The organism is Terracoccus luteus (assembly GCF_003635045.1).
GTDB lineage: Bacteria > Actinomycetota > Actinomycetes > Actinomycetales > Dermatophilaceae > Terracoccus > Terracoccus luteus.
This window is the reverse complement of sequence record NZ_RBXT01000001.1, coordinates 59,275-85,693: the sequence shown is the minus strand read 5'-3', so window position 1 is coordinate 85,693 and position 26,419 is coordinate 59,275. Positions and strand designations below refer to the sequence as shown.

Here is a 26,419-nt window from a genome sequence, read left to right as displayed (position 1 = left end):
AGGGGCACGGCGAGGTCGGATGCCGGTCAGCGCGGCGGGTGCCCGACGCGCTGTCGGCGCCGGCGTCGCCTCAGCCGCGGGGAGGGCGGCCCATCGGCAGGCGGGCCACCCTCTCGTACCGCGGTCGCCGACCGCGGCCCTCGCCGAGGTGCGACGCGACCACCTCGAGATCGGTCGCCGTCCAGGCCGGGCCGCGGTACGGGTCGATCGCTCGGATCCACCGGGTGGCCTCGGTCGGCTGGTCGAAGCGGGCGAGGGTGACGTGCGGGTGGAACCGGGTGCCGTCGGGCGTGGCCCCGACCGCGTTGGCCGCCCCGCGCACGGCCGCGGCGAGCTCCGCGAGGTCGGCAGGTCTGCCCGGCTCGGTCGGCTCGCCGAGCTCGGCGCGCTCGGCCCGGTCGAAGCGCTCGAAGCGGTCGCGCCACTCGTCGCTCATCCCCGACCGCCCAGGGGCCGCCGGGGCCGCCGGTGCCTCCGGTGCCTCCGGTGCCGTCGGAGCGGTCGACGTCGCCGGCTCCACGCCCGCCCACAGCACCCGCGCGGCGTACGGGTTCGGGAACGCGCCGGCCCCGGCGACGGACAGGGTCGGCGCCGCGTACCGACTGGCGACCGCCCCGAGACCCGACTCGAGGTCGTCGAGCCGCCACTCCGCCACCTCACCGAGGAAGGCGAGGGTGACGTGCCACTGGTGCGGGTCGGTCCAGCGCAGGTCGGGGCCGGCGGCGACCCGCGGCTCGAGGTGCTCGGCGAGGTGCTCCACGGCCTCCTCGGGCGGGACGAGCGCGACGAAGAGACGCATCAGCCCTGCCCCACCGCGCCAAAGACGACAAGGGCGCCGAGGCCGACGAGGACGCCGACGTCACCGAGGCCACGGGCCGCGAACGCCGCGCGGCCCTCCACAGCCGGCCCACCGGCATCCGTGCTGCTCGACGTCACCATGCCGCGAGGGTAGACGCTCCCGCGGACGCGACCGACGCGACCGTCAGGACTGCGACTTGAGGTACTGGCGCAGCGTCATCCCCGGCAGCTGGCCGGGCGCCCGGCCGACGGCGGCGGCGAGGTCGGCGGTCGTGGCCACCTTGACGTCGGCAGGCAGCCCGTCGAGGAAGGCCATGACGTCGCTGAGGCAGTAGGTCTCGGTCGTCGAGGTCTGGTGCGGGGTCGAGGTGCAGTCCCAGCTCGGGCCGCGGCCGACGAGCAGGTGGTAGACCTGCAGCACCGCGACCTCACCCGCCTTGGGCGTCACGGTGGCGCGCAGGTTCTCGAGCGTGTCGTAGCCACGGGTGCCGCTCACGCCGAAGCACGTCGAGCTCGCGGTGGCGCACCCGCCGTTCAGCGAGCGCACGCCGAGCACCCACGGGTCGGCGAGGGAATTCATGACGTTGCGCTTGGTCGAGTACTGCCGACCGAAGGCGTAGCAGCTCTTGACGAGCTGCTTCTGGTGCACGGCCTGGTACGGCCCGCCCGAGTAGGCGTACATGCTCGACGCGTCGAGGCCGCGGGCGCGGTACGAGGGCAGCACGCCGCAGGTGTCCTGCCAGCGCTCCTCGGGGGTCATGCTGTCGAGGCGGTCGTGGTTCAGGCCCTCGGACGCGACGGCGCCGCCGCGGACGACGACACCCTGCAGCTGCGGCCAGGTCGCGTACCGGTTGCCGGAGACGATCGGCGAGGTGGTGTCGGCGGTCCAGTTGTAGACGGTGATGCCGGTGAGGGGGACGTTGCGGTTGGCGAGCATCGTCGACTTGTCGGCGAAGGTCGCCTCCTCGATCGGCGTCCGCTTGAAGGTGTCGAGGTTGCGGCCCTGCGCGACGACGAGCACCTTGTCGCGGGCGATGTCGATGCCGGTGGTGCGCGGGTGGGTCGGGCCGTTGAGGTACGGGGCCATGAGCTGGTCGTGGGTCGGCCCTGCCGCCGAGGCGCCGCCGGCCGCCAGGCCCGAGGCGAGCGTCGCCACGAGAGCGGCGCCGAGGCCGGCGCCGACGAGGGCACGCAGCCGTCGACGAGCCGCCGGGCGGGTGGTGGGCTGGGCGGTGGTGCGTCGTGACATCGGGACCCCTTGGTGTCAGCCCGGGGTCGGGACCGCGGTGTCCCGCACCGGCGGGCACGTGGGGCGAGGCTAGGGCACGCCGGATGCCGGGTGGTGCCTTTTGCGCCGACCGGCAGGGGCCGCAAGCGCGGACGCGGGACGATCCGGGTCAGACCGGCCCAAGTCGGGACCGGGTCAGTGGCTGCGACCGGAGCGGTCGAGGGCGATGCCGAGCAGGCCCGCCAGACCCGTGCCGACGAAGGCCCCGAGGGCGCCGAGGTAGAGCATCGCGCTGCTCTGCGAGTACCCCTGCGCGTCGTCACCGGACACCGCGACGATGACGCCGACGACCAGGCCGATCATCGCCCCCGACACGAGCAGACGCTTGAAGTTGGGGATGCGGGGCTGGTCGGGGCTCACGTCTCCACTGTAGGCGAGAGCAGCGGGAGGAGTCCGTCGAGGTGGGCCCGCTGGCCGCTCGCGCGCACCCCGGTCTCGAGCGCCTGCTCCCACGTCAGGTCACCGGTCGCGAGCCGCAGCCACGTCGCCGCGTCGGTCTCGATGACGTTGGGCGGGGTGCCGCGGGTGTGCACCGGCCCCTCGATGCACTGCACGGCGCCGTAGGGCGGCACGCGGACCTCGACGGTGCGGCCAGGATGCCGGGTGGCGAGCTCGTCGAGGGTGTAGCGCACCGCGGTGCCGACGGTCGCGCGGTCACCGGTGAAGCCGGCGGCGGCGACCGAATCGAGGGCACGTCGACCGTCGGCGACGGAGGTGCGGCGGCGGGGAGGCATCCGGTCAGGCTAGCGAGCCGACCCGGCATCCGGGCTCGTGGCCCAGGCGCCCGCGCCCGGGGTGGACCGCCAGCGCGGCAGGACCTCGGACGCGACGTGCTCGAGCAGCTCGCGACGCCCGGCGAACGGTCCCTCGGCGCGCGGCCAGTGGGTGATGACGTCGGTGAAGCCGAGGTCGGCGGCCCGCCCCACGGCATCCTCGAAGGCGTCGGCGCTCGTGAGGGTGAAGGTGGGCCCGGCGTCGATGTTGAGGTAGCGGGGGAAGTCGCCGGTGCGACCGGCGGCCGCGAGGGCGTCGGTGACGCGGCCGGCCGCCTGCTCGACGAGCGACCACCACTGCTCGTCGGTGTCGGCGGGGCCGCCGTAGGTGAGCCAGCCGTCGCCGCGGGTGGCGGCGAGCCGGATCGACCTCGGGCCGTTGGCCGCGACGAGGAAGGGCACTCCCACGGGGTCGGCGCCGCGCACCGGGCCGGGGAGGGTGCGCACGTCGCGGGCGCGGTAGTACTCGCCGTCGGCGTCGACGTGGTCGCCCGACAGCAGCCAGTCGAGCAGGTCGGTGAACTCGTGGAAGCGGTCGACGCGGTTACGCAGGGTGAGGTCGTCGCCCATGGCGCGCGAGTCGAGGTCGCCGCCGGTGCCGAGGCCGAGCAGGAAACGGCCACCGGAGATGTCGTGCAGGGCGAGCACCTCGCGCATGAGCTGCACGGGGTGGTGGTTGTTCGGCGAGGTGACGAAGGTGCCGAGGGTGAGGCGCTCGGTCGTCGCGGCGACGGCGGCCAGCGTCGGCAGGGCGGCGAACCACGGCGAGTCGGGCAGTCCGCCCCATGTGACGTGGTCGAAGGTCCAGCCGTGGTCGAAGCCCATCGCCTCGGCCTCGCGCCACAGCGAGACGGCGGTCGGCCACGGGTGCTCGGGCAGGATCGTCAGGCCGAAGCGCATGCCCCGACCGTAGCCCCCACCGCCGACGCCGCCCCGACCTCCACCGGGCGACGACGCCGGATGCCGGTCGATACGCCAGGTGATCGCGCCCCGTCATGCGCCCCGTCACGCGCGCCGACGGGTGCGAGAGACTGCCGCCATGACGTGGGACGCCGACGCCGTGCTGGCCGCTTCGAACGAGTGGGCGTGGGTGCCCGATGGTGCGCCCCGGGTGTGGACCGAGGAGTACCTCGTCGCCGCCCTCCCCACGTACTTCATCACCCCGACCCAGGCCCGGGTGTTCGCCAGTGACCGCGACCCGGCCGAGCTCGTCGACGAGGTCCACGCCCAGGCGGCCGACTGGGGCCGGCAGCACATCTGGTGGACCCTGTCCGACACGACCCGCCCCACCGGCCTCGAGACCGAGCTGCTGCGGCGCGGCGCCCGCGTCACCGAGCGGGCCGACGTGCTCGCCCTCCCCCTCGACGGCGGAGTGCCCGACCTCGCCGTGCCCGCCGACGTCGAGGTGCGACGGGTGGTCGACGAGCCGACCCTCCTCGACGCCTTCACCGTGAGCAACGACGCCTTCGGTGGGGAGAAGCCGACCCGTGAGCAGATCGACGCGGGCCTGGCCTCGCTCGAGCAGCCCGAGGGGGCGCAGCCCTCCGGCCGCGTCGTCGCCTACGTCGACGGTCGCCCGGCCGGGGTGGGCGGCTACACCCTCGCCGGGCCGGTGTGCCGCTTGTGGGGCGGCGGCACGCACAGCGACCTCCGCGGTCGCGGCGCCTACCGGGCGGTGCTGGCCGAGCGGCTGAGCATCACCGCCGCCCTCGGCGCCACCCTCGGCCTGACCCACGGGGTCGTCGAGACGTCCTCCCCGATCCTGCGCCGGGCCGGTTTCACCCGCTACGGCGAGGAGCGCGAGCTCGCCCTCGACATCGCCCCGCCGGCTCACGCAGACCGCGCTTCGGCCGGCCGCTCCGCGTGAGCGCCCGCCGCCGGCAGGGGCCCAGAGGCACAGCGAGCACCGGGGCGAACGACACCGCCGCAACGGGTGCCGACACACCGGGCGACCCGGACCGCATCCGGTTCGAGCGTGACGAGCACGGCGGCGTCACCGTCGTCATGGACGGCTCGCCGCAGTCGTACGTGCAGCCCGACGAGCCGACCCTGCTCGTCTTCGAGTACGTGCAGCACCTCGCGCTCGTCGTCGACGCACTGTCACCCGAGGCCCCCGCGCCCCTTGCCGTGACCCACGTCGGCGGCGCCGGTCTCACGCTGCCGCGGTGGGTCGAGGCCGTGCGCCCGGGCTCGCCGCAGATCGTGCTCGAGCCGGATGCCGGCCTCACCCAGCGGGTGCGCACCGAGGTGCCGCTGCCGCGGCGGCACCGCATCCGGGTGCGCGCGCAGGACGGCCGCGCCGGGGTCGCCGCCCTCGCCGACGCGTCGGCCGACGTCGTCGTCACCGACGCCTACGCGGGAGGCCGCGTGCCGGCCGAGCTCGTCGGCGCGGCCTTCGCCACGGAGGTCGCGCGGGTGCTGCGACCGGGCGGGGCGGCGCTGTGGAACCTCGCCGACGAGCCCGGGATGCGGTGGGTGGCAAGGGTGGTCGCGACCATGTCCGTCTCGCTGCCGCACGTCGCCCTCCTCGCCACGCACGAGGTGCTGAAGGGTCGACGGTTCGGCAACAGCGTGCTGGTCGCGAGCGCGGAGCCCCTGCCGCTCGACCGGCTGCGGCGCGACGTGGCGCGCGCGGCCCTGCCCACCGGCATGCGCGACGGCGTCGCACTCACCCGGCTGCTCGCGGGCGCGCGAAACTTCGCCGAGGTGGGCGAGCCCAGCCCACCACCCCCGCATGCCGGGGGCTGGCGGGTGCGCTGACGGCCGTCGCCCGCGAGGGCGGGGTCGTCAGACCCAGCTGCTGCGGCCGCCGCCGTACCAGTCTCGGTACGTGTTGCCGCCCCAGCCACCTTGGCCACCAGCATCGCCGGGGCCTCGGGAGCCGAGGTAGCTGCCGACCACGGCGGCCCCGAGGTCGTCGAGCTCGGGGGCGACGACGCGTCCGTCGACCCGCTGCGCGAGCTGGTCGATGAACCGGGCGAGGCCCGGGTCGTCGCCGAGCCGGAAGAACGACGTCTTGGCACCGAGGCGCATCGACGCGTCGAGCTCCTTGATGGTGTGGGCGATCGTCAGCGGGTGCGGCGGGTAGTCGAAGTAGGTCTCGCCGTCGGGCTCGAGGTGCGACGTCGGCTCGCCGTCGGTGACGATGAGCAGCACCGGCTGGGCGTTCGGGTGCCGGCGGAAGTGACGGTTGGCGAGCAGCAGGGCGTGGTGCAGGTTGGTGCCCTTGTCCCACTGCGCGTCGAGGGCGGTGAGCTCCTCGATGTCCATGACCTGCGCGTGCCGTCCGAAGCCGATGAGCTGCAGGTCGTCGCCGCGGAAGCGCGACGAGATGAGGTGGTGCAGCGCCAGCGCCGTGCGCTTCATCGGCACCCAGCGGCCGTCCATCGCCATCGAGAACGAGGTATCGGCGAGCAGCGCCACGGCGGCCTGGGTGCGGGCCTCGGTCTCGATGACCTCGACATCGCGGATGTCGAGCCGCACGCCGCGGGCCGCGTCGCCCCCCTCCCCCGCGGTGCGGAGCACGGCGTTGGTGACGGTGCGCGTGACGTCCCACGGCTGGGTGTCGCCGAAGACCCACTCCCGGGTCGCTCCGCTGAAGTCGCCGGCGGCCCCGGCCTGGCGCTGGTCACGCTGGCCCGAGCGGGTGCTGAGCCGCTCGGCGACGTCGCGCAGCAGGGCCTTGCCGAGCTGGCGCATCGCCTTGGGCGAGAGCTTGAGCTGGCCGTCGCTGCTGCGCTTGAGGAAGCCGCTCTGGCGCAGCGCCTTCTCGAGCTCGGCGAGGGTGCGGGCGTCGACCGCCGCGTCGTCACCGAGCTGGCGGCCGAGGGCCTCGACGTCGATGTCGTCCATGCGGGCGCCGTCGTACTGCTGGGCCAGCTGGTCGGCGAGCTGGTCGAGCTCGGCGAGGTCCTGCAGCACGCCCGTGCCGTCACCGAGCCCGAGGCCTTCTCCCCCTTCGAACGACTCGCCGCTGCCCCAGTCCTCACCGGGGCGCAGGGCCTGGAGGTTGCCGTCGAGCTGCGACAGCGACTGCATGAGGTCGGGCGAGCCGAAGGCCTGCGCGGCCAGGGCGTCGAGCTCGTCGCGCTGCTCCTGCGTCATCGAGTTGCGCATGCGTTGGGCGGCGGCCGCGCGGGCGGCGAGCTGGTCGAGCAGCTCGTCGATGTTCTCCGGCTTCTCCGGGAAGAAGTCGCCGTGCTTGTCCATGAAGTCGCGGAACATCTCGTCGGTCGGCTCGCCGCGACGGTGCGCCTCGAGCATCTCGTTGAGGTCACCCACCATCTCGTTGACGGCAGCGCGGTCGGCGTCGGTGGCGTTCTCGAGCGCCTGCTTCATGCCGGCGAAGCGCTGGTCGAGCACCTCGCGGCCGAGCAGGTCCTTGATGGCCTCGAAGTCCTCCCGGGCCTGCGACGAGCGCCACTGGTAGTCCGACAGCTCGCTCACCGCGGCCGCGGTCGTCGGCGGCAGGTTCTCGATGCGCATCTCCTGGAAGCGCGCGTCGTCGTCGAGGTCGCGGGCCAGCTGCTTGCGCTCCTCGAGCACGGCGCGGTCGAGCAGCTCCTTGACCTGCTGCATCGTGCCGTCGAGGTTGTGCCGCTCGAGCAGCTCGCGCCGCTTCTCGGCGACCCGGCGGGCCAGCTCGTCGAGGCCGTTCTGGTCCATGGATCCGCGCCGCAGGTACTCGCGCATCGCCCGGTCGGGCGACGTGCCCGACATGACGTCGGCGCCGATCGCGTCGAGCGCCTCGGCGAGGTCGACCGGGGGCGCGAGCGGGTCGGGCCCGCCGTCGTAGCGACCGTATCTCGTTCTCACATCGTCACTTTCGTCGTTCGCCCCGGTCAGTGCCCCCGTCGTGTGACGGGGGCGACCGGATGCCGTGCAGCGCGGTCAGCGTGCCGAGTGGCCCGCTCAGCCGTAGACGGTCTCGCCGCCACCGCTCTCCTTGCTGACCTTGCGGGCGAGGTACAGGCCCTCGAGGGCGAGCTCGATGGCGTTGGCCCGCTCGCCGTCGTTCTTCGCCTCCAGGCGGTCGCAGACCTCGTCGTACAGCTCGGACTCACCGAGCACCGGCAGCCCGCTGAGGAAGTCGATGGCTCCGATCTGGGCGCCGGTCGAGACCATGGCGCCGTTCTCGATGGCCGAAACGAGCAGGGCGAAGTCGATGCCGCGGAAGCGCGAGCGCACCGTCTCGGCGGTCGCCATGCGCAGCAGGTGGGTGAGCGTCTCCTTCTCCCGGCCCTCCTCGCCCGTCTCGAACTCGACCTTGCCGCCGAGCACGTCGATGACGGTCTCGAGGTCGACGACCCGCGCCACGGCATCCGACTCGCCCTGCGTCGTCGCACGGTGCAGGGCCGCGGCGGCGACCGTCTCGGCCGCGGCGATGGAGAAGCGGGCGCTGACGCCCGAGCGCTGGTCGACGGCGTTGCTCTCACGCAGGTTGCGCGTGAAGCGGGCGATGACCTCGACGAGCGACTCGGGCACCTCGGCCGTGAGGGCGGCCTCCTGCCGGATGACGGCGACCTCGTCGTCGAGCGCGACCGGGTAGTGCGTGCGGATCTCGGCGCCGAAGCGGTCCTTGAGCGGCGTGATGATGCGGCCGCGGTTGGTGTAGTCCTCGGGGTTGGCACTCGCGACGACGAGCACGTCGAGCGGCAGCCGCAGCACGTAGCCGCGGATCTGGATGTCGCGCTCCTCCATGACGTTGAGCATCGCGACCTGGATGCGCTCGGCGAGGTCGGGCAGCTCGTTGATCGCGACGATGCCGCGGTGCGAGCGCGGGATGAGCCCGAAGTGGATGGTCTCCGGGTCACCGAGCGAACGGCCGGCGGCGACCTTCATCGGGTCGACGTCACCCACGAGGTCGGCCACGCTCGTGTCGGGCGTGGCCAGCTTCTCGGCGTAGCGCTCGTCGCGGTGGCGCCACGCGACCGGCAGGTCGTCACCGAGCTCGGCCGCCCGGCGACGGGAGGCGGGGGTGATCGGGTCGTAGGGGTGCTCGCCGAGCTCGCTGCCGTCGATGACGGGCGTCCACTCGTCGAGCAGGCCGACGAGGGTGCGCAGCAGGCGGGTCTTGCCCTGCCCGCGCTCGCCGAGCAGCACGACGTCGTGGCCGGCGATGACGGCCCGTTCGAGCTGGGGGATCACGGTGTCGGTCAGGCCGTGCAGGCCGGGCCAGGGGTCGCGGCCCTCGCGGAGGGCGGCGAGGAGGTTGTCGCGGAGCTCCTGCTTGAGGGGCTTCTGGACGTGGCCGGACGCGCGGAGCGCTCCGACCGTTGTCGTCATCGGAGCATCAGTCACCCCTTCACGCTACGTCGCGTCCCGGGGTCCGTACAGGGGCCCCACCCGCACGGGTGCGGGTGGGGCCGGTGTAGGTGCGGGTGTGTCGGCGCTCGGCCGGGTCAGCCGCCGAAGACGGCGGGCAGCGTGAACTCGTGCGCGACGCGCAGCTCGGCGAGCGAGACGGTGAACTGGCCCGCCACCTCGACGTTGCGCCCACCGGTGGTGCCGATGCGCACCGCCGGGATGCCGGTCACCGCGGTCTCGAACTCGGCCGCGCGGTCCGCGGCGACCGAGACGAGCACGCGGGCGGTCGACTCGGAGAAGAGCGCGGTGAAGGCGTCGAGGCCCTCGCCGACCCGGTCGAGGCCGTCGACGGTGACGCCGACGCCGTGACGCAGGCTCGCCTCGGCGAGCGCGATGGCCAGGCCCCCGTCGGACAGGTCGTGCGCCGACTCGAGCACACCGGCATCCACCGCGGTGGCGAGGGCCTTGGCGAGCGCCTGCTCGGCCATGAGGTCGACGCGCGGGGGCAGGCCGCCGAGGTGCTTGTGCACGACGTGCGCCCACTCCGAGCCGCCGAGCTCGTCGCGCGTCTCACCGAGGAGGTAGACGGCGGAGCCGGACTCTCGGAAGCCGCTGCCCGTGCGCTTCGAGACGTCCTCGAGCACACCGAGCACGCCGATCACGGGCGTCGGGTGGATGGCGACGTCGCCGGTCTGGTTGTAGAAGCTGACGTTGCCACCGGTGACGGGGATGCCGAGGTCGCGGCAGCCCTCGGCGATACCGCGGATGGCCTCGCGGAACTGCCACATGACGCCCGGGTCCTCGGGCGAGCCGAAGTTGAGGCAGTCGGTGACCGCGAGCGGTGCGGCGCCGGAGGTGGCGACGTTGCGGTAGGCCTCGGCGAGGGCGAGCTGCGCGCCGGTGTACGGGTCGAGCTTGGCGAAGCGGCTGTTGCAGTCGGTCGCGATGGCGACGCCGCGGCCGGTCTCCTCGTCGACGCGCACGACGCCGGCGTCGTCGGGCTGGGCCAGCGCGGTGTTGCCGAGCACGTAGCGGTCGTACTGGTCGGTGACCCACCCCTTGCTGCAGAGGTTCGGCGAGCCGAGCAGCGTCAGCAGCTGCGCCCGGATCTCGTCGCCAGTGGTCGGCCGCGCCAGCGACTCGGGGCCGTCGGCGTTGAGGGCGTCGAGGTAGTCGGGGCGCGCGAGCGGCCTGTCGTACGTGGGGCCCTCGTGCGCGACGGAGCGCGGCGGCACGTCGACGATGGTCTCGCCGTGCCAGGTGATGACGAGGTGGTCGCCGTCGGTGACCTCGCCGATGACCGTCGCCTCGACGTCCCAGCGGTCGGTGATCTCCATGAACTCGGCGAGCTTGCCGGGCTCGACGACGGCCATCATGCGTTCCTGCGACTCGGACATGAGGATCTCGTGCGGCTGCAGGCTGGCGTCGCGCAGCGGCACGAGGTCGAGCTCGACCTTCATGCCACCGTCACCGTTCGAGGCCAGTTCGCTGGTGGCACACGACAACCCGGCACCGCCGAGGTCCTGGATGCCGTCGACGACGTGCGCCGCGTAGAGGTCGAGGCAGCACTCGATGAGCACCTTCTCGGCGAACGGGTCGCCGACCTGCACGGCCGGGCGCTTGGCCGGGCCGCCGGCCTCGAACGTCTCGGAGGCGAGCACCGAGACCCCGCCGATGCCGTCGCCGCCGGTGCGGGCGCCGAAGAGGATGACCTTGTTGCCGGCGCCGGACGCCTTGGCGAGGTGGATGTCCTCGATGCGCATGGCCCCGACGCAGAGGGCGTTGACGAGCGGGTTGCCCTGGTAGCAGTCGTCGAAGACGACCTCGCCGCCGATATTGGGCAGGCCGATGCAGTTGCCGTAGCCACCGACACCCGCGACGACGCCGGGCAGCACGCGCTGGGTGTCGGGGTGATGCAGGTTGCCGAAGCGGAGCGGGTCCATGACGGCGATCGGGCGGGCGCCCATCGACATGATGTCGCGGATGATGCCACCGACGCCGGTGGCGGCGCCCTGGTAGGGCTCGACGTAGCTCGGGTGGTTGTGCGACTCGACCTTGAAAGTCACCGCCCAGCCGTCGCCGATGTCGACGACGCCGGCGTTCTCGCCGATGCCGACGAGCAGCTTCTCGCGCATCTCGTCGGTGGTGTTCTCGCCCCAGAGCTTGAAGTGGATCTTGCTCGACTTGTACGAGCAGTGCTCGCTCCACATGACCGAGTACATGGCGAGCTCGGCGATGGTCGGGCGGCGGCCGATGATCTCGCGGATGTTCGCGTACTCGTCGCCCTTGAGGCCGAGCTCGGCCCACGGCTGCTCGAGGTCGGGCGTGGCCGCCGCGTTCTCGACGGTGTCGACGGTGGGGTCGGTCATGACGGTCATGCGTTCACCGCGCTCTCGAGGGTGCGGGCGATGACGGAGGTGAAGAAGCCCCGGCCGTCGAGGCTGGGCCCGTACAGCGCCTCGACCGCGTGCTCGGGGTGGGGCATGAGCCCGACGATGTTGCCGCGCTCGTTGCAGATGCCGGCGATGTCGCGGTAGCTGCCGTTGGGGTTGCGGCCGGTGTCGTCGGACACGTACCGCACGACGACCTGGCCCTCGCCCTCGAGCCGGTCGAGCGTGGTCTCGTCGGCGACGAACCCGCCCTCGCCGTTCTTCAGCACGATGGTGATCTCCTGGCCGGCCTCGTAGTCGGACGTCCAGGCGGTGGAGGCGTTCTCGACGACGAGCTTCTGGTCGACGCAGTTGAACTTGCGGTGGTCGTTGCGGATCAGTGCGCCCGGCAGCAGGTGGCTCTCGGTGAGCACCTGGAAGCCGTTGCAGATGCCGAGCACCGGCAGGCCGCCGCGGGCCGCGGGGACGAGCGCGTCCATGACCGGGGCGAAGCGGGCGATGGCGCCGCAGCGCAGGTAGTCGCCGTACGAGAAGCCGCCGGGCAGGATGACCGCGTCGACGCCCTTGAGGTCGGCGTCGCCGTGCCACAGCGCGATCGCCTCCCCGCCGCACTCGCGCACGGCGCGCGCCGCGTCACGGTCGTCGAGGGAGCCGGGGAAGGTGACGACCCCGACCTTCACCGCGCGTCGCCCTCGGCGCCCGCGGTGCTCGCGTCACCCGCGGCGCCCGCCACGACGGCATCCGACCCGCCGACGGCGGCGTCCCCGGCATCCGGCGTCTCGCTCTGTGCGTGCACGGAGACGACGTCCTCGATGACGGGGTTGCTGAGCAGCACGGCGGCGGCCTCGCGCGCGGCGTCGAGGTGGGCCTGGGTGACCTCGCCGTCGACGGTGAGCACGAAACGCTTGCCCTGGCGCACGTCGGTGAACCCCTCGATGCCGAGCCTCGGGAGCGCACCCCCGACGGCCTGGCCCTGCGGGTCGAGGATCTCGGGCTTGAGCATGACGTCGACGACGATGCTTCCCATCAGTGGAGTGCTCCCGGGTGCGATGGTGAGGGCAGGTCGACGCGGTTGGCCGACCGAGACGGCGGAAGTCTATCGGGCGGAGGGGGTGCCCCTCACCGACGTCCGAGGCCGCCCGTCAGCGCCGAGTGACAGCGGCCTCGAGCCGTGCCGCGATGTCGTCCACCTGCTCGAGCCGAGCCGTGGCGATGTCGATGACGAGGTCGTATGCCTCGTCGTTGTTCAGGGTGAAGACCCACCCGTCGAGCCCGTAGACAGCGATGGCGGCCGCGAGGGTGAGTCGCTTGTTGCCGTCCACGAGCGCGTGGTTGCGAGCGATCGACTGCATGAGGGCGGCCACCTTGTGGTGGATGGTCGGGTAGGCGTCCGCCCCGAAGACGGAGGCGTCGGCGCGCGCGGCCGCTGCTTCCAGCAACCCCACGTCCCGTACCTGTACTTGACCGAGGACGCGCTGCGCGATGTACAGCAGCTCCTCGGTCGTGAGGAACGTCATTGCCCGAGTCGGTCGAGGGCTTCCCTGTAGCGAGGCAGCTGCTCACTCAGCACATCGTCGATACGGGAGGTCCGGTTGGACCGGTCGAAGCGGTCGAGGACCGCGCGCCGGATCACCTCCTGCCGCGACCCGCCCTCGGACGCCACGAGGGCGTCGAGGGCCTTCTCCAGCTCACTGTCGGTGCGTAGGGTGAAAGCCATAACCCAAATGGTATCACTCTGATACCACGCGGACCAGGGGCGCAGCGTTCGTCAGCGCGACTGGAGGGCGTCGAGCGCGACGGCCATCGAGGCGGCGAGGCGCCAGTCGAGGCGCCACCCGTTCGACGCCGCGGGGGTCTCGACGCGGTAGACGTCCTTGATGCCGGCCTTCTTCGTCGAGCTGAGCACGACGGCGCCGTCGGGTCCGACGAAGTCGAAGTGGAAGAGGAACGGCACCGGGATCTCGCCGACGATCGGCACCATGTCCCATACGCGGCGGGCGATCGCGACCTTCTGGTTGCGCTCCTTGCCGACGAACTCGGGCCCGCCCTGCGCCTCGGCGAGGCGCCACGTCGAGTTGAGCAGCGAGGCGCCGAACTCCTTCTTGAACCAGCCGACCGGCGCGCCCGCGGCGTCCGTGACGTCGTAGCCGGAGCCGAGGTCGATGCGCTTGCGGGCCTTGAAGCCGAAGAGCGGGTTCTGCTTGGCGGCGTCGGTGAAGAAGGTGACCTGCTCCTTGAGCGCCATCCGCTTCTGCTCCGCGAAGGCGAGCAGCTCGCCCGGGTTGAAGCTCTCGTCGGCCCGCAGGATCTCGTAGCGGTTGACCATCATCGTCAGCTTCTGCCGCACGACGAAGCGGTCGAGGTCGTGGAACGCGTTCGGCTGGGTCATCCCTGGCTCAGTCATGGCGTCAGCGTGCCACAGGCGGGGTCGGTGTCCGTGCGTCGTCACGCGGTGTCGCCCGGATGCCGGGGGACCCGGTCGCGCTGCCCTCTTTCCAGCCGTGGCGGGCGGGGTGCACCTTTTCCAGCCGCGGCGCGATCCTGGACGCACGGACCCGCTGAACCCTGCACTTTCGCCAGCCGCGGCGGGCGGCCTGCACTTTTTCCAGCCGCGGCGCGATTTCGGACGCCCGGACCCACCGAACCGTGTCCGAAATCGGGCCGTGGCGGGGTCGGGGTCAGAAGGTCTCGCCCGTCAGGCGCTCGTAGGCCTCGACGTACTTGGCCCGGGTCTGCTCGACGACGTGCGCCGGCAGCTCGGGCGGCGCCTCCCCGCTCGAGCGCGACCAGCCCGACTCGGCCGAGGTCAGCCACTCGCGCACGAACTGCTTGTCGAACGACGGCTGCGGGTGCCCGGGCTCCCACAGCTCGGCCGGCCAGAAGCGCGACGAGTCGGGCGTCAGCACCTCGTCGGCGAGCACGAGCCCACCGGACCCGTCCGGCGCCACCCCGAACTCGACCTTCGTGTCGGCGATGAGGATGCCGCGCTCCCCCGCGATCTCGTTGCCGCGAGCCAGGATCGCCCGGGTCAGCCGCGACACCTCCGCCGCCACGTCGGCCCCCAGCTCGGCCTCGACCTCGTCGGGCGCCATCGGCAGGTCGTGCTCGCCCACCGGGGCCTTCGTCGTCGGCGTGAAGACGGGCGACGGCAGCCGCGACCCGTCGACGAGCCCTTCGGGCAGCACCACCCCCGACACCGACCCGCCCCGCTCGTACTCCTCCAGCCCGCCACCGGTGAGGTAGGCCCGGGCGATGGCCTCGACCTTGAGCATCTCGAGACGGCGCACGACGACGGCACGGCCGGCCACGGCATCCGGCACGTCGGTCGAGACCACGTGGTTGGGCACGAGGTCGGCGAGCTGGTCGAACCACCACAGCGACAGCCGGGTCAGCACCTCGCCCTTGTCGGGGATCTCGGGCGACATCATCCAGTCGTAGGCCGACAGCCGGTTCGACGCGACCAGCAGCAGCCGGTCGTCGGCCTCGACGCCGTCGTCACCGATCGGCACGTAGAGGTCGCGCACCTTGCCCGAGTACATATGCCGGTACCCGTCCAACACCGGCGACCCGCCGGCCTCGCCCACCCCGACCGACTCGCTCATCGGGCACCCCCGGTCACGACGAGCTCACCGCGTTGGGCGCGCAGGGCGATGTCCGAGCGGTGGTGCGAGCCGTCGAGCTCGATGAGCCCCACTGCCTCGTACGCCGACGCGCGCGCCTTCTTCAGCGACGACCCGACGGCGACGACGTCGAGCACCCGCCCGCCGGCCGAGACCAGTGCACCGGAACCGCTGCGGGCCGTCCCCGCGTGCAGCACGACCACCCCCGGCACCTCGGCGGCGGCGTCGAGACCGGTGATCGGGTCACCCGTCCGCGGCCCGGCCGGGTAGCCCGACGAGGCGACGACGACCACGACGGCCCGGTCGTCCGACCAGCGCAGCCGGCCGAACTCGCCGAGCCCGCCCGTCGCCGTGGCGAGCAGCAGCTGCCCGAAGGGTGACTCGAGCCGGGCCAGCGACGCCTGCCCGTCGGGGTCGCCGAAGCGCACGTTGAACTCGATGACCCGCAGCCCGCGCGACGTCAGCGCCAGCCCGACGTAGAGCACGCCGACGAAGGGCGTCCCGCGGCGGCGCATCTCGTCGACGGTCGGCTGCGCGACCCGCGCCACGACCTCGTCGGCGAGCCCGGCCGGAGCCCACTCGAGCGGCGAGTACGCACCCATGCCACCGGTGTTGGGGCCAGCGTCGTCGTCACCGACGCGCTTGAAGTCCTGCGCCGGCTCGAGCGCCACGACGGTCTCGCCGTCGCTGAGGCAGAACACCGACACCTCGGGGCCGTCGAGGTACTCCTCGACGACGAGCCGTCCGTCGGGCTTGGCCAGGCAGGATGCCGCGTGGCTCAGCGCCTCCTCGCGCGACTCGGTCACGACGACGCCCTTGCCGGCGGCGAGCCCGTCGTCCTTGACGACGTAGGGCATCCCGGGCGCCCCGAGGGCGTCGAGCGCGGCCTCGACCTCGTGGAGCGTCGTGCAGACGTGCGCCCGCGCGGTCGGCACGTCGGCGGCGGCCATGACGTCCTTGGCGAAGGCCTTGCTGCCCTCGAGCCGGGCCGACGCGGCCGAGGGCCCGAAGACGGCGAGCCCGGCCGCGCGGCAGACGTCGGCCACCCCGGCGACGAGCGGCGCCTCGGGGCCGACGACGACGAGGTCGACCTCGTGCTCACGGGCGAGCGCGGCCACGGCGTCCCCGTCGAGGATGTCGACGGCCACGCACAGCGCGGTGGTGTCGATGCCCGGGTTGCCCGGCGCCGCGATGACGGCGTCGATCTCCGGGTCGACCGCGAGGGCCTTGACGAGGGCGTGCTCACGGGCACCGGATCCGAGGACGAGAGCCTTCACGGCGCACAGCCTAGGGGTCGCCCAACCGCCCCGTCAGGGTCGCTCGCACCGCGGGCCACTCGTCGACGAGCACAGAGAACACCGCGCTGTCGCGCCACGAGCCGTCGGCCCGCCGCGAGTCACGCCGCGTCACGCCCTCGAACACGGCGCCGAGCCGCCCGATCGCCGCCCGTGAGCGCTCGTTGCGCACGTCGGTCTGGATGCGCACCCGCCCGAACCCGCAGCGCTCGAAGGCGTGGCCGAGCATGAGCAGCTTGGCCTCGGGGTTGACCGGGGTGCCCCACCAGCGCGAGCCCCACATCGTCCAGCCGAGGTGCACGTGCTCACGCTCGAGGTCGACGTCGCCGAGCGAGCTCGAGCCCACCACCGTGCCGGCCGCCCCGAGCTCGGAGTCGGCCACGAGCCGGGCCGTGTAGGCCAGCCGCCCCGCCTCCCGCGCGGCGATCGAGCCGGCCACGAAGCGCCGGGTGTCGTCGAGGGTCTCGTGCCGCCGCGACATGAGGTAGCCGTGCTCGTAGCAGCGCGGGTCGGCGTACACGTCGAAGAGCCCCGCGGCATCCTCGGTGGTCATCGGGTCGAGGCGCACCCGGCGTCCGACGAGGGGCTCGCCCGTCGGTGGGACGCAGGTCGGAGCAGCCATGTCGTGACACTAGACTCGATGGTTCCCGCGCCAGCGCGCGCGCCCATCCCGACCGCCTTTGGACGTCTGTGAGCACTTCGAACGCACCGACCCGCGAGCCCGGCCAGACGGGCGCGCCCACCCCCGGCGAGAGCGGGCCGGATGCCGTCGCGCCCGCCCCGCGCGCCGGTGACGGTCAGCGCCCTGCCGAGGGCACGAACGGCACCGCCCCCGGCAACGGCTCGAACGGCTCGAGCACCGGCGCCAGCAACGGCACGGCCCGTGGGCGCGACGTCGTCACCGAGCAGATCGCCGTCGAGCAGGCGCACGTCGACCGCGTCATGAGCGAGCTCGAGAAGGCCGGGCGGCGGGCCGACGACGTGCAGGCCGAAGGCCTGGCCCGGGGGCGCATCGTCAAGTCGGGCGAGGTCGGCTACGAGGAGGCCGCCGGCCTCTTCGAGCGCGACGCGCTGATGTTCCACGCCGCCAAGCGGCGCACGGCCCTCGACACCCAGTACGAGGGGCTCGTCTTCGGCCGCCTCGACATCGACCACACCCTCGCGAAGGCGACCGGCGCCGCCGAGGCCGCGCCGACCGAGCTCGCGCCGGCCGGCAGCCCCGAGCGCGAGGTGCGCTACATCGGCCGTCTCGGCGTGCGCGACGACGACTACGAGCCGCTCGTCATCGACTGGCGCGCCCCGGCCGCGTCGCCGTTCTACCGGGCGACGCCGACCCAGCCGATGGGTGTGCTGCGCCGACGGGTGCTGCGCAGCAAGGGCGCCACCGTCGTCGGCGTCGAGGACGACCTCATGGTCCCCGAGGCCCCCGACGACCTCGTCGTCGTCGGTGACGGCGCCCTCATGGCCGCCCTGACCCGCAGCCGCGGCGAGCGCATGCGCGACATCGTCGCCACCATCCAGGCCCACCAGGACGAAGCGATCCGGGCCAGCGCCCGCGGCGTCACCGAGATCACCGGCGGCCCCGGCACGGGCAAGACCGTCGTCGCCCTGCACCGCGCCGCGTTCCTGCTCTACTCCGACCGGCGACGGTTCGAGTCGGGTGGCATCCTCGTGCTCGGCCCGTCGGGCGCGTACACCGCGTACATCGAGCGGGTGCTGCCCTCCCTCGGCGAGGAGAGCGTCGCCCTGCGCGCTCTCGGCGACGTCGTCGACGTCATGCACACCGAGCGGTTCGACGAGCCCGCCGTCGCGCGGCTCAAGGGGTCCGTCGGCATCCGCACCCTGCTCGGGGCAGCGGCCCGCGGGCGCGTCCCGGGCGGACCCGAGCAGCTGCGCGTCTTCGTCGCCGGCCGCGCGGTGCGGCTCGACGCACGCGCCCTCGACCGCGTGCGCTCGCAGGTGCTTCGGTCGGGTCAGCGCAACGTCTCGGCGAACGCGGCCCGGTCGGCCCTCGGCGAGGCGGCGTGGGCCCAGGTCGGCGACCGCGGCGACCGTGACGCGCGCGCCGAGTTCGTCGACAAGTGGGACGACCACCGCGACGTCGACACCTTCATGACCGAGTGGTGGCCGCAGGTCGACCCGCGCGAGGTGTTGCTGTGGCTGGCCGACGCCGACCTCGTGCGCCGCCACGCGCGTGGCTCCCTCACCCCCGAGGATGCCGGGGCGCTGGCCGCGTCGTTCGCGCTCGCCCTCGAGACCGGGACGTGGTCGGTGGCCGACGTGGCCCTCGTCGACGACCTCGCCGCCCGGCTCGGGCCGGTGCAGGAGGAGGTCGCCGAGGAGCGCGGCTTCTACGACATCGAGGAGCTCGACGACCTCAGCCAGTACGGCGTCACCGAGGTACAGCCCGTGCGGCGCGACGAGGGCGCGTCGGTGCGGGTGACCCGCAACGGCGACCCGCGCGACCGGCTGCTCGCCGGGCGCATCGGGTCGCCCGACGAGTACGCGCACGTGCTCGTCGACGAGGCGCAGGACCTCTCCCCCATGCAGTGGCGCATGGTGGCCCGCCGCGGCCGCCACGCGTCGTGGACCGTCGTCGGCGACGCTGCCCAGGCCTCGTGGCCGGTGCCGGCCGAGGCCGCGGCGGCCCGCGAGGAGGCGTTCGGCACCCAGCCGCGCCAGTCGTTCCACATGGACACGAACTATCGCAACGCCCGCGAGATCTTCGACTACGCCGCCGAGATCGTGCGCCGCACGGTGCCCGACGCCGACATCCCGCAGGCGGTGCGCGAGACCGGCATCCACCCCGTCGAGGCGCCGCTCGGTGACGACCCGGTGGCGACCGTGCGCGAGGTGCTGGCCGAGCTGCTGACGCAGGTCGACGGGTCGATCGCCGTCATCACCCCCCGGCGCCACGCCGGGGCGCTGTCGGTGCTGGCCGGCGACGGCACGGGCGACGCCGCTGCAGCGGGCGGCGAGCCGGTCGAGGGCCGCGTCCAGGTCGTCGACCCGATGTCGACGAAGGGCCTCGAGTACGACGCGACGGTCGTCGTCGACCCCGACGAGATCGTGCGGGAGTCGCCGGGCGGCGTGAGGGTGCTCTACGTGGCCCTGACCCGGGCCGCGCACCGCATGACGGTGCTTTCCTGACTTTCCCGGTCCGCGCCACGCGGAGGTGAGTTCTTGTCGCGCACGGGGCCGGGAACGTAGGCTTTTGACATCGGACGACCACCTGTGGCTCAGGTTCTGTCAGGCGCCTTCTCGAGCCAAGGTAAAGAGTTGTTCAAGTAATCTGCGAACGGTCGACGGACACCGCCGACCGGTGGATCATTGACCTCAACGTCGAGTGTGATTGGTTCAACCCTCCCCGCGGTCTCTCCCCCCGAGACCGAATCGACGTTCGGCGCAGTCCTGCTCCCCCGCAGTGGACTCGCACCGGGCGGGGGACGAGATGCATCCCCCCTTCATCTCGCCCCCCGCCCGCTCCCTCCCCCGGCCCAGCCGGGTCGACCCGTCGACCCCGAACCGCCGAGTGGCCACGTCCCGTCACCGCGACCGTCGAGTGGCCACTTCGTGACGTCAGAGCGAGCGCAGCCAGGCCCACGCGACGGCGCCGGTACGACGCATCTGGGAGTCGCTGACGACCGACGGCACGTCGCCCGCGGAGTGGTAGCCGTCGAAGGGCACGCTGCCGAGCCGAGCCGCCGGGATGCCGGCCGCCTCGAACGAGACGTGGTCGCTCGCCCGGTTGGTGCACCGGTTCGTCACGGATGCCGGTGACGCCGCCCGCACATCGCGGGCCAGGCTCGCGGTCCCCCTCCCACCCGAGCAGACCGGCACGGTGCGTCCGGCGACGCCCACCCGGTCTAGGGCGAGCATGCCCCGCGTCGCCCGCCGCTCGGCATCCGTCAGCGTCGTGACGTAGTGGCGCGATCCGAAGGCGTAGCGGGTGCCGGCGGGCACGCGGGCCTCCTCGGCGCCGAAGAGGACGAGGCGCACGGGAGTCGCGGCGGGCTGCTCGCGCAGCATGCGGGCCAGCTCGACGACGGTCGCGACGCCCGAGGCGTTGTCCTCCGCACCCGGCGCCTGCGGCACGGTGTCGAGGTGCGCGCCGATGACGACGTGCGGTTCGGTGCTGTCGAAGCCCGGCGGGTCGGCAATGAGGTTCGTGCTCGTGCCGCCCGGCACCCGCACGCCCCACGACGTGCCGGCAGGGACCTCGAAGCGCTGGGCCCGCACTCGCCAGCCCACCGACTCGAGCTGCCCGGTCACATAGGTGGCGGCGCGGGCGTAGGCGGGGCTGACGGCGTCGCGCGAACCGATCGCGGCGATGGCGCGCACCCGCTGCTGCACGGCCCCGACGTCGAACGGTTGCGCGACGGGCGGGCGCGTCGTGGTCGGTGAGGCGGATGCCGTGGGGCGGGCCGCCGACGTCGGCGCGGTCACGCTCGTGGTCGGGCTCGACGAGGTCGTCGTATCCGTCGAGGCCGCCGCTGAGGTCGTCGGCGCAGACGACGCCGGTACCGACGTGCCCGGCGCGGACGTGCACCCGGCGAGCAGCGCGAAACTGACCAGGGCGATGGCGGAGCGGGCCAGGCGCGGCGACATCGCGTCACGGTAACCGCCCGACCTGTCGCCTCCGGCTGAGCCAACCGTCGAGAGGCCAGTTCGTGTCAGGGGCGCAGCAGCGAACGCACCCGGTCGGCACCGACGGCGAGCAGCAGCGTGGGCAGCCGCGGACCCGTGTCGCGGCTGACGAGCAGCCGGTAGACGAGCACGAAGAACGAGCGCTGCTCGGCCGACAGCTCGGGGTCCTTGACCTTGGCGTCGGGGTCGATGCCGCGCTGGATCTTCGGCACGGCGTAGACGAGGTGCGTCAGCCCGTCGAGCGACCAGTGGTCACCCAGCCCGTCGACGAGCAGCCCCAGCGCCTCACGCTGCTGCGCGTCCAGCGAGGCGAGCAACGCGGCATCCGGCTCGGTGCGCACGACGGTGCGGTCCTCCTCGGGCACGTAGCCGAGCACCCAGCGCTGGGCGCGGTCGAGGCGCGGGCGCAGCTCGTCGACGGAGCCGACGGGGTGCTCGGGGTCGAGCTGGCTGAGGATGCGCACGGTCTGCGCCTCATCGCCCTGGGTGACGTCCATGACCGAGGCGATGGTGCGGAACGGCATCGGCCGCGGCGTCGTGGCCAGCGGGCCCCGCGCCGTCGACGTGGCGCGCTGGTGGGCGGCGAGGTCGGCCGGCTGGGCGGTGCCGGTCTCGACCTTGCGGGCGAGGGCGTCCCACTCGTCGTAGAGGCGCTGCAGCTCGGGGCCGAAGGCGACGTCGAAGCTCTGGTTGGGCCGGCGGCGCGCGTAGAGCCAGCGCAGCACCGGCGCCTCCATGACCTCGAGGGCGTCGGCGGGGATCGGCACGCCGCCCTTGCTCGAGCTCATCTTGGCCATGCCGGCGATACCGACGAAGGCGTACATCGGGCCGACGGGCCGCTCCCAGCCGAAGATCGGCGCGAGGTCCTTGCCGACGACGAAGCTGCTGCCGGGGCTCTGGTGGTCGACGCCGGAGGGCTCGAAGAGCACGTGCTCGTGGGCCCAGCGCATCGGCCAGTCGACCTTCCACACGAGCTTGCCGTTGGTGAAGGTGTCCAGGTCGACGGTCTCGTGGTGGCCGCAGCGGGTGCAGTCGTAGGTCAGCGCGTGGGTGTCGTCGTCGTACGCGGTGACGGTCGTGAAGTCGGTGCCGCACTCGCTGCAGAAGGGCTTGAAGGGGTAGTAGCCGGCCTTGCCCTCGCTGCCGTCGTCCTCGCTCGCGGCGCCCGAGCCGCGCTCGGCCTCGGTCGCGGCGGCGGCCTGCTCGTCGGTGAGCTTCGCGGCCTTGCCCTGCTTGCCCTGGGCGCCCTGGCCCTGCGGCCCCTTGCCCTTTCCGGTCGCCTTCTGGCGCGCGGCCTCGACGGCCTCGAGCGTGCGGTACTGGTCGAGCACCGTGTCGATGGCGAACCGCTCGCGCATCGCGAGCAGCACCTGGTCGCGGTAGACGCCGGCGCGGTACTGCTCGGTCTGGCTGACCTGGCGCACCTCGATGCCGGTGGCCTCCATCGCCTCGAGCAGCGGCGCCTTGAAGTGGTCGGCCCAGCTCGCGTGTGCGGAGCCCGCGGGCGGCGGCACCGAGGTGAGCGGCATCCCGATGTACTGCTCCCACGACTCGTCGACGCCGGGCAGGTTCTTCGGCACGCGGCGGAAGCGGTCGAAGTCGTCCCAGCTGAGCAGGTGCTCGACGGCGATGCCGCGGCGGGCGATCTCGTCGGCGACGAGGTGCGGGGTGATCAGCTCACGGAAGTTGCCGAGGTGGATCGGCCCCGACGGGCTGATGCCCGACGCGCAGACGATGGGCCCGGCGACGCCGCGTTGCTGCGCCTCGGCGAGCACCTCGTCGGCGAGGCGGGTCACCCAGTCGGATGCCGTGACGCCGGCCTCCGCGTCCGTCGCGGCCTGGGTGGGTGGCGGGGTGTCGCTGGTCTGCATGCTCTCGTTCTGCTGGTCGCTCGGGTCCTGCTCAGGCGGGTTCTGCTCAGGCACGGTGGCGCCCGGGGTGCAGGTCGTGGCGCTCGATGATCTCGTCGCGGCCGGGGCCGACTCCGATGGCGGAGACGCGGGCGCCGATGAGCTCCTCGACGCGCAGCACGTACTTCTGCGCGTTCTCGGGCAGCTCGTCGAAGGTGCGGCACTCGGTGATGTCCTCCCACCAGCCGGGCATCTCCTCGTAGATCGGCGTCGCGTGGTGGAAGTCGCTCTGCCCCATGGGCATCTCGTCGTGACGCACGCCATCGACGTCGTAGGCGACGCAGATCGGCACACGGTCGAGGCCGGTGAGCACGTCGAGCTTGGTGATGACGAAGTCGGTGACGCCGTTGATGCGGGTGGCGTATCGGCCGATGACGACGTCCAGCCAGCCGCAGCGGCGCGGGCGGCCGGTGGTCGTGCCGTACTCGGCGCCCGTCTTGCGCAGGAACTCGCCGTCGTCGTCATGCAGCTCGGTCGGGAAGGGACCCTCGCCGACGCGGGTCGTGTACGCCTTGAGGATCGCGATGACCGAGTCGATGCGGGTCGGCGGCACACCCGACCCGGTGCAGGCTCCGGCCGACACGGCGTTGCTCGAGGTCACGTAAGGGTAGGTGCCGTGGTCGACGTCGAGCAGCGTGGCCTGACCGGCCTCGAAGAGCACGGTGTCGCCGCGGTCGAGGGCGCGGCCCAGCTCGAGCGAGGTGTCGACGACCATGGGGCGCAGGCGCTCGGCGTACGACAGCAGCTCGGTGACGACCTCGTCGACCTCGACCGCGCGGCGGTTGTAGATCTTGGCCAGCACCTGGTTCTTGAAGTCGAGGGCGGCCTCGACCTTCTGGCGCAGGATGCCCTCGTCGTAGAGGTCCTGCACCCGAATGCCGATGCGGTTCATCTTGTCGGCGTACGTCGGCCCGATGCCACGCCCGGTTGTGCCGATGCGGCGGCTGCCGAGGAAGCGTTCGGTGACCTTGTCGATGGTTCGGTTGTACGGGGCGATGACGTGCGCGTTGCTGCTGACGAGCAGCTTGCCCGTGTCGACGCCCCGGGCGTCGAGGCCGTCGAGCTCTTCGAAGAGCACGGACAGGTCGACGACGACACCGTTGCCGATGACGGGAGTGCAGTTGGGGCTGAGGATGCCGGAGGGCAGCAGGTGCAGCGCGTACTTCTCGCGCTTGCCGTCCTTCTCGATCACGACCGTGTGACCGGCGTTGTTCCCGCCGTTGAACTTCACGACGTAGTCGACGCTGCTGCCGAGCAGGTCGGTCGCCTTGCCCTTGCCCTCGTCGCCCCACTGCGCTCCGACGAGCACGATTGTCGGCATCGGTCTGCCTCTCCGGTTGTGGTCCAAGCCACGGGCAAGGCTAACGGAGGCCAGAGGAGTGCCTGGTGACATGCTCAGCGGAGGCGCGCATACGGGGCGCGCTCTTTGGTCGCCGTGAGCGGAGCATGCCGTCACCCATCTCATTCGCGGCCAAATGACGCGCAGGCGCCGAAGGGTCGGCTACGGGCTAGTCATTGCGAAGTGCCGGCTCGGTACTAACCCACAGATTGGGATGCCGTCCTACCATGCAGGAATCCGACCAACGCCTCCACCCGCGCCGAAGTTGGTTATAGGCAAGGTCGAATCGTCCACAATGTTCCAGCCACTGCCCGATATGACACGGAAATCTACCGACCGCGCACGCGACTGCCACTGTTGGTAATCAGGGGCCTCTGGAAGAGAAAGGCGAGACACCGCCAACACGGTCTCGAGAGCATAGCCGATAGCATCCGATATCTCGTCACCTGAGTCGGCCGCGCTGAAGGTAAATTCTACGTGCTTTTGGTCATTCGCCACCAAGTGGACGAGGATGGAGTCCATTCCGCGCGCCACAATTTCGCGCCACAGCTCGAATATCCCCACGCTCCTAGAACGAAGTGTAAAGCTAGCGTGCCACAGAAGGCCAGGAGCTGGGTCATCGACTTGCTGTGCCGTCGCCCACGGTCGTCGGCTCGCCTCCAATATGAGACGCGTGCCATATCGTTCTTCTGCGTGGTCCACCAATCGCTTGGCCTTCGGGTGCTGCCGGTTCATCCACCCGGCAGTTACCGCGTCGGCGGTCCCCATGGGCATGAAGCGTCGATTGTACGATGCAAAAGCCATGAAGGCCCCCTGTTCGAGGTCTCGCAACGTTTGCTCTAGACGGTGGAGATCGTCACTATGTGGCCATCGGACATGTCCGACACGGTGTCGTATGCGCTTAAGTTCTTCTTGACGTCCGTCCCAAGCAGATCGGTGAATCAGCGCCTTTTCGAAGAGATCCCAGTGATCAGAAATCACTCGAATCAATTGACTGTAATCGAGGTAGCCTAGAATATTGCTGGAGCTGGAGTTCACCATGTGCCCAAAGGTTAGGTCTTGGGCCTGTCGGCCGAGTCCAGCTTTTAGAATTCCCTCCCACTCTCTGCCGTATCTTGCGCGGAGTTCGACGTAGGCGAGGTCACGCAGCCAAGTCTCCAGTTGCCACCAGCGCGCGAACACTCCAAGAGCTCGCGGAGGCATGCCGTTCCGCACTGCCTCTTCCATGGCAATGCGCGACTCCGCATCAGCCCAATCTTCGTCCACCCACTCAGTACCACTGTCGTCACCAACCGGCATAATTTTCCTCAACACCCTCTCGAAATGAGCGATCACGTTGATCGCCTCCGTGGAAACCTAGGCACCGTCGCTGCGCCAATCTTGGACGTCACCCCAGATCTTCGAGATTGGCAATGTACGTGATGGTCCGGGAATCCGCCGTAGCTGCCACCGGCGCGCGAGGCGGCTTATCGTCGTCGCCCCGGACGTGTCGCCGGGTCCGTGGTGTCACGGGCGGTTGACAGTGTGACGCACGCGATGACGACGAGGGCGCCCCAGAAGCGGCCTGTGACAGTCCCTGGGTGGGTCCGCTGGTCGGGCTCTGTCTCGGTGGTGCGTTTAGGCCCCTGTTGATTCCACCAGCGAGTTCACGACAAGGACGATGCGGACCCAAGCGAGTTCGACGCCGCCCGGCACAGCCGCTCATGCTCCCCCAAGGCGGTCCTTCCTTGTGGCGGGGGCTCACTCGATCACGCACGCGCGAGCCTGCCTGCGTGTCAGTCCCAACACAAAACCGGCTCTTCGCCGATGAGTGTGGGGTCATAGGGTCAGTCCGCCGCCGATGAGGAGCATTCGGAGCCGGTAGTTGTCCTGGTTGCGGAAGCCGCGGGCGAAGCGTCGGTGGAGCTCGATGAGGCCGTTGATGGCCTCGGTGCCGCCGTTGCTAGCCCCGTCGGTGTCGAAGTAGCCGAGGAACTCGCTGCGCCACTGGGTCAGCGTCCGGCCGAGGCGGGCGACCTCCGGGATGGGGCACGAGGTGTACGAGTTACTTCCT

Annotated in this window: 23 protein-coding genes and 2 pseudogenes; 3 read left to right on the top strand and 22 right to left on the bottom strand. The window is 72.0% G+C overall.

What is annotated here, in order from left to right; all coding sequences use genetic code 11:
* Positions 1 to 70: 70 nt before the first annotated feature.
* The 6 genes from thpR to DFJ68_RS00405 all read right to left on the bottom strand — a co-directional run bounded on the left by thpR (position 71) and on the right by DFJ68_RS00405 (position 3,759).
* A complete protein-coding gene (gene thpR, locus DFJ68_RS18595) occupies positions 71 to 799 on the bottom strand; it encodes an RNA 2',3'-cyclic phosphodiesterase (protein ID WP_245963359.1) in 729 nt (242 codons plus the stop codon).
* The gene (locus tag DFJ68_RS18180) at positions 799 to 939 is read right to left on the bottom strand and encodes a hypothetical protein (protein ID WP_170165675.1); all 141 of its coding nucleotides are present in this window, start codon (positions 937 to 939) and stop codon (positions 799 to 801) included. The genes thpR and DFJ68_RS18180 overlap by 1 nt, the downstream gene beginning before the upstream one ends.
* Before the next feature lie 43 nt (positions 940 to 982).
* Complete coding sequence (locus DFJ68_RS00420; protein ID WP_121030102.1) at positions 983 to 2,047, bottom strand: hypothetical protein; 1,065 nt, start codon at positions 2,045 to 2,047, stop codon at positions 983 to 985.
* Between the two features lie 174 nt (positions 2,048 to 2,221).
* Positions 2,222 to 2,446, bottom strand: a complete 225-nt coding sequence (locus DFJ68_RS00415; protein ID WP_121030100.1) for a hypothetical protein — start codon at positions 2,444 to 2,446, stop codon at positions 2,222 to 2,224.
* Complete coding sequence (locus tag DFJ68_RS00410) at positions 2,443 to 2,820, bottom strand: sterol carrier family protein (RefSeq protein WP_121030098.1); 378 nt, start codon at positions 2,818 to 2,820, stop codon at positions 2,443 to 2,445. Before DFJ68_RS00410 ends, DFJ68_RS00415 begins: the two co-directional genes overlap by 4 nt.
* A gap of 9 nt (positions 2,821 to 2,829) precedes the next feature.
* Positions 2,830 to 3,759: an LLM class flavin-dependent oxidoreductase gene (locus tag DFJ68_RS00405; protein ID WP_121030096.1), complete on the bottom strand. Its 930-nt coding sequence runs from the start codon at positions 3,757 to 3,759 to the stop codon at positions 2,830 to 2,832.
* A gap of 139 nt (positions 3,760 to 3,898) precedes the next feature.
* Between DFJ68_RS00405 and DFJ68_RS00400 the strand changes: the two genes are divergently transcribed.
* Positions 3,899 to 4,726: a GNAT family N-acetyltransferase gene (locus DFJ68_RS00400; RefSeq protein WP_121030094.1), complete on the top strand. Its 828-nt coding sequence runs from the start codon at positions 3,899 to 3,901 to the stop codon at positions 4,724 to 4,726.
* A complete protein-coding gene (locus tag DFJ68_RS00395; RefSeq protein WP_338067391.1) occupies positions 4,723 to 5,619 on the top strand; it encodes a spermidine synthase in 897 nt (298 codons plus the stop codon). The genes DFJ68_RS00400 and DFJ68_RS00395 overlap by 4 nt, the downstream gene beginning before the upstream one ends.
* 27 nt (positions 5,620 to 5,646) lie before the next feature.
* On the opposite strand, the gene DFJ68_RS00390 is transcribed toward DFJ68_RS00395, so the two are convergent.
* From DFJ68_RS00390 to DFJ68_RS00340, 11 genes and pseudogenes are all read right to left on the bottom strand, one after another.
* A complete protein-coding gene (locus tag DFJ68_RS00390) occupies positions 5,647 to 7,674 on the bottom strand; it encodes a vWA domain-containing protein (protein ID WP_121030092.1) in 2,028 nt (675 codons plus the stop codon).
* Positions 7,675 to 7,770: 96 nt separating this feature from the next.
* Positions 7,771 to 9,159 carry a magnesium chelatase ATPase subunit I gene (locus tag DFJ68_RS00385; protein WP_121030090.1) on the bottom strand — a complete coding sequence of 463 codons (1,389 nt, stop codon included), beginning with the start codon at positions 9,157 to 9,159 and terminating at the stop codon, positions 7,771 to 7,773.
* A gap of 101 nt (positions 9,160 to 9,260) precedes the next feature.
* Positions 9,261 to 11,543, bottom strand: coding sequence for a phosphoribosylformylglycinamidine synthase subunit PurL (gene purL / locus DFJ68_RS00380; RefSeq protein ID WP_245963358.1), 2,283 nt, complete (start codon positions 11,541 to 11,543; stop codon positions 9,261 to 9,263).
* A complete protein-coding gene (gene purQ / locus DFJ68_RS00375; protein WP_121030087.1) occupies positions 11,540 to 12,235 on the bottom strand; it encodes a phosphoribosylformylglycinamidine synthase subunit PurQ in 696 nt (231 codons plus the stop codon). Before purQ ends, purL begins: the two co-directional genes overlap by 4 nt.
* Positions 12,236 to 12,348: 113 nt before the next feature.
* A pseudogene (gene purS / locus DFJ68_RS00370) lies at positions 12,349 to 12,582 on the bottom strand (phosphoribosylformylglycinamidine synthase subunit PurS); the annotation flags it as partial.
* Positions 12,583 to 12,697: 115 nt separating this feature from the next.
* Complete coding sequence (locus DFJ68_RS00365; RefSeq protein ID WP_121030082.1) at positions 12,698 to 13,072, bottom strand: type II toxin-antitoxin system death-on-curing family toxin; 375 nt, start codon at positions 13,070 to 13,072, stop codon at positions 12,698 to 12,700.
* Positions 13,069 to 13,272: a ribbon-helix-helix protein, CopG family gene (locus DFJ68_RS00360; RefSeq protein WP_121030080.1), complete on the bottom strand. Its 204-nt coding sequence runs from the start codon at positions 13,270 to 13,272 to the stop codon at positions 13,069 to 13,071. The genes DFJ68_RS00365 and DFJ68_RS00360 overlap by 4 nt, the downstream gene beginning before the upstream one ends.
* A 51-nt stretch (positions 13,273 to 13,323) precedes the next feature.
* Entirely contained in the window at positions 13,324 to 13,959 is a 636-nt protein-coding gene (locus DFJ68_RS00355) for an LURP-one-related family protein (RefSeq protein ID WP_245963357.1), read from the bottom strand.
* A 274-nt stretch (positions 13,960 to 14,233) separates the two neighbouring features.
* Complete coding sequence (locus DFJ68_RS00350; RefSeq protein ID WP_121030076.1) at positions 14,234 to 15,157, bottom strand: phosphoribosylaminoimidazolesuccinocarboxamide synthase; 924 nt, start codon at positions 15,155 to 15,157, stop codon at positions 14,234 to 14,236.
* A complete protein-coding gene (purD, locus tag DFJ68_RS00345) occupies positions 15,154 to 16,452 on the bottom strand; it encodes a phosphoribosylamine--glycine ligase (protein ID WP_121030074.1) in 1,299 nt (432 codons plus the stop codon). The genes DFJ68_RS00350 and purD overlap by 4 nt, the downstream gene beginning before the upstream one ends.
* A gap of 10 nt (positions 16,453 to 16,462) precedes the next feature.
* A complete protein-coding gene (locus DFJ68_RS00340; protein ID WP_121030072.1) occupies positions 16,463 to 17,092 on the bottom strand; it encodes a GNAT family N-acetyltransferase in 630 nt (209 codons plus the stop codon).
* Positions 17,093 to 17,379: 287 nt separating this feature from the next.
* Here DFJ68_RS00340 and DFJ68_RS00335 point away from each other — a divergent pair, with 287 nt between their 5' ends.
* Positions 17,380 to 19,620, top strand: a complete 2,241-nt coding sequence (locus DFJ68_RS00335; RefSeq protein WP_245963741.1) for a HelD family protein — start codon at positions 17,380 to 17,382, stop codon at positions 19,618 to 19,620.
* Positions 19,621 to 20,049: 429 nt separating this feature from the next.
* On the opposite strand, the gene DFJ68_RS00330 is transcribed toward DFJ68_RS00335, so the two are convergent.
* From DFJ68_RS00330 to DFJ68_RS00305, 5 genes and pseudogenes are all read right to left on the bottom strand, one after another.
* A complete protein-coding gene (locus DFJ68_RS00330; RefSeq protein WP_245963356.1) occupies positions 20,050 to 21,078 on the bottom strand; it encodes a M28 family metallopeptidase in 1,029 nt (342 codons plus the stop codon).
* 65 nt (positions 21,079 to 21,143) lie between these two features.
* Entirely contained in the window at positions 21,144 to 22,988 is a 1,845-nt protein-coding gene (gene lysS, locus DFJ68_RS00320) for a lysine--tRNA ligase (protein ID WP_121034927.1), read from the bottom strand.
* Positions 22,989 to 23,034: 46 nt separating this feature from the next.
* Entirely contained in the window at positions 23,035 to 24,348 is a 1,314-nt protein-coding gene (locus DFJ68_RS00315) for an adenylosuccinate synthase (RefSeq protein WP_121030068.1), read from the bottom strand.
* 240 nt (positions 24,349 to 24,588) lie between these two features.
* A complete protein-coding gene (locus DFJ68_RS00310) occupies positions 24,589 to 25,701 on the bottom strand; it encodes a hypothetical protein (RefSeq protein ID WP_211333235.1) in 1,113 nt (370 codons plus the stop codon).
* Between the two features lie 483 nt (positions 25,702 to 26,184).
* Positions 26,185 to 26,409 (bottom strand): annotated as a pseudogene (locus DFJ68_RS00305) (transposase); the annotation flags it as partial.
* Positions 26,410 to 26,419 lie beyond the last annotated feature (10 nt).

Coding starts and splice junctions, on each gene's coding strand:
- thpR (WP_245963359.1), bottom strand. CDS start 799: ATGCGTCTCTTCGTCGCGCTCGTCCCGCCCGAGGAGGCCGTGGAGCAC.
- DFJ68_RS18180 (WP_170165675.1), bottom strand. CDS start 939: ATGGTGACGTCGAGCAGCACGGATGCCGGTGGGCCGGCTGTGGAGGGC.
- DFJ68_RS00420 (WP_121030102.1), bottom strand. CDS start 2,047: ATGTCACGACGCACCACCGCCCAGCCCACCACCCGCCCGGCGGCTCGT.
- DFJ68_RS00410 (WP_121030098.1), bottom strand. CDS start 2,820: ATGCCTCCCCGCCGCCGCACCTCCGTCGCCGACGGTCGACGTGCCCTC.
- DFJ68_RS00405 (WP_121030096.1), bottom strand. CDS start 3,759: ATGCGCTTCGGCCTGACGATCCTGCCCGAGCACCCGTGGCCGACCGCC.
- DFJ68_RS00400 (WP_121030094.1), top strand. CDS start 3,899: ATGACGTGGGACGCCGACGCCGTGCTGGCCGCTTCGAACGAGTGGGCG.
- purL (WP_245963358.1), bottom strand. CDS start 11,543: ATGACCGTCATGACCGACCCCACCGTCGACACCGTCGAGAACGCGGCG.
- DFJ68_RS00365 (WP_121030082.1), bottom strand. CDS start 13,072: ATGACGTTCCTCACGACCGAGGAGCTGCTGTACATCGCGCAGCGCGTC.
- DFJ68_RS00360 (WP_121030080.1), bottom strand. CDS start 13,272: ATGGCTTTCACCCTACGCACCGACAGTGAGCTGGAGAAGGCCCTCGAC.
- DFJ68_RS00355 (WP_245963357.1), bottom strand. CDS start 13,959: ATGACTGAGCCAGGGATGACCCAGCCGAACGCGTTCCACGACCTCGAC.
- DFJ68_RS00350 (WP_121030076.1), bottom strand. CDS start 15,157: ATGAGCGAGTCGGTCGGGGTGGGCGAGGCCGGCGGGTCGCCGGTGTTG.
- DFJ68_RS00340 (WP_121030072.1), bottom strand. CDS start 17,092: ATGGCTGCTCCGACCTGCGTCCCACCGACGGGCGAGCCCCTCGTCGGA.
- DFJ68_RS00330 (WP_245963356.1), bottom strand. CDS start 21,078: ATGTCGCCGCGCCTGGCCCGCTCCGCCATCGCCCTGGTCAGTTTCGCG.
- lysS (WP_121034927.1), bottom strand. CDS start 22,988: ATGCAGACCAGCGACACCCCGCCACCCACCCAGGCCGCGACGGACGCG.
- DFJ68_RS00315 (WP_121030068.1), bottom strand. CDS start 24,348: ATGCCGACAATCGTGCTCGTCGGAGCGCAGTGGGGCGACGAGGGCAAG.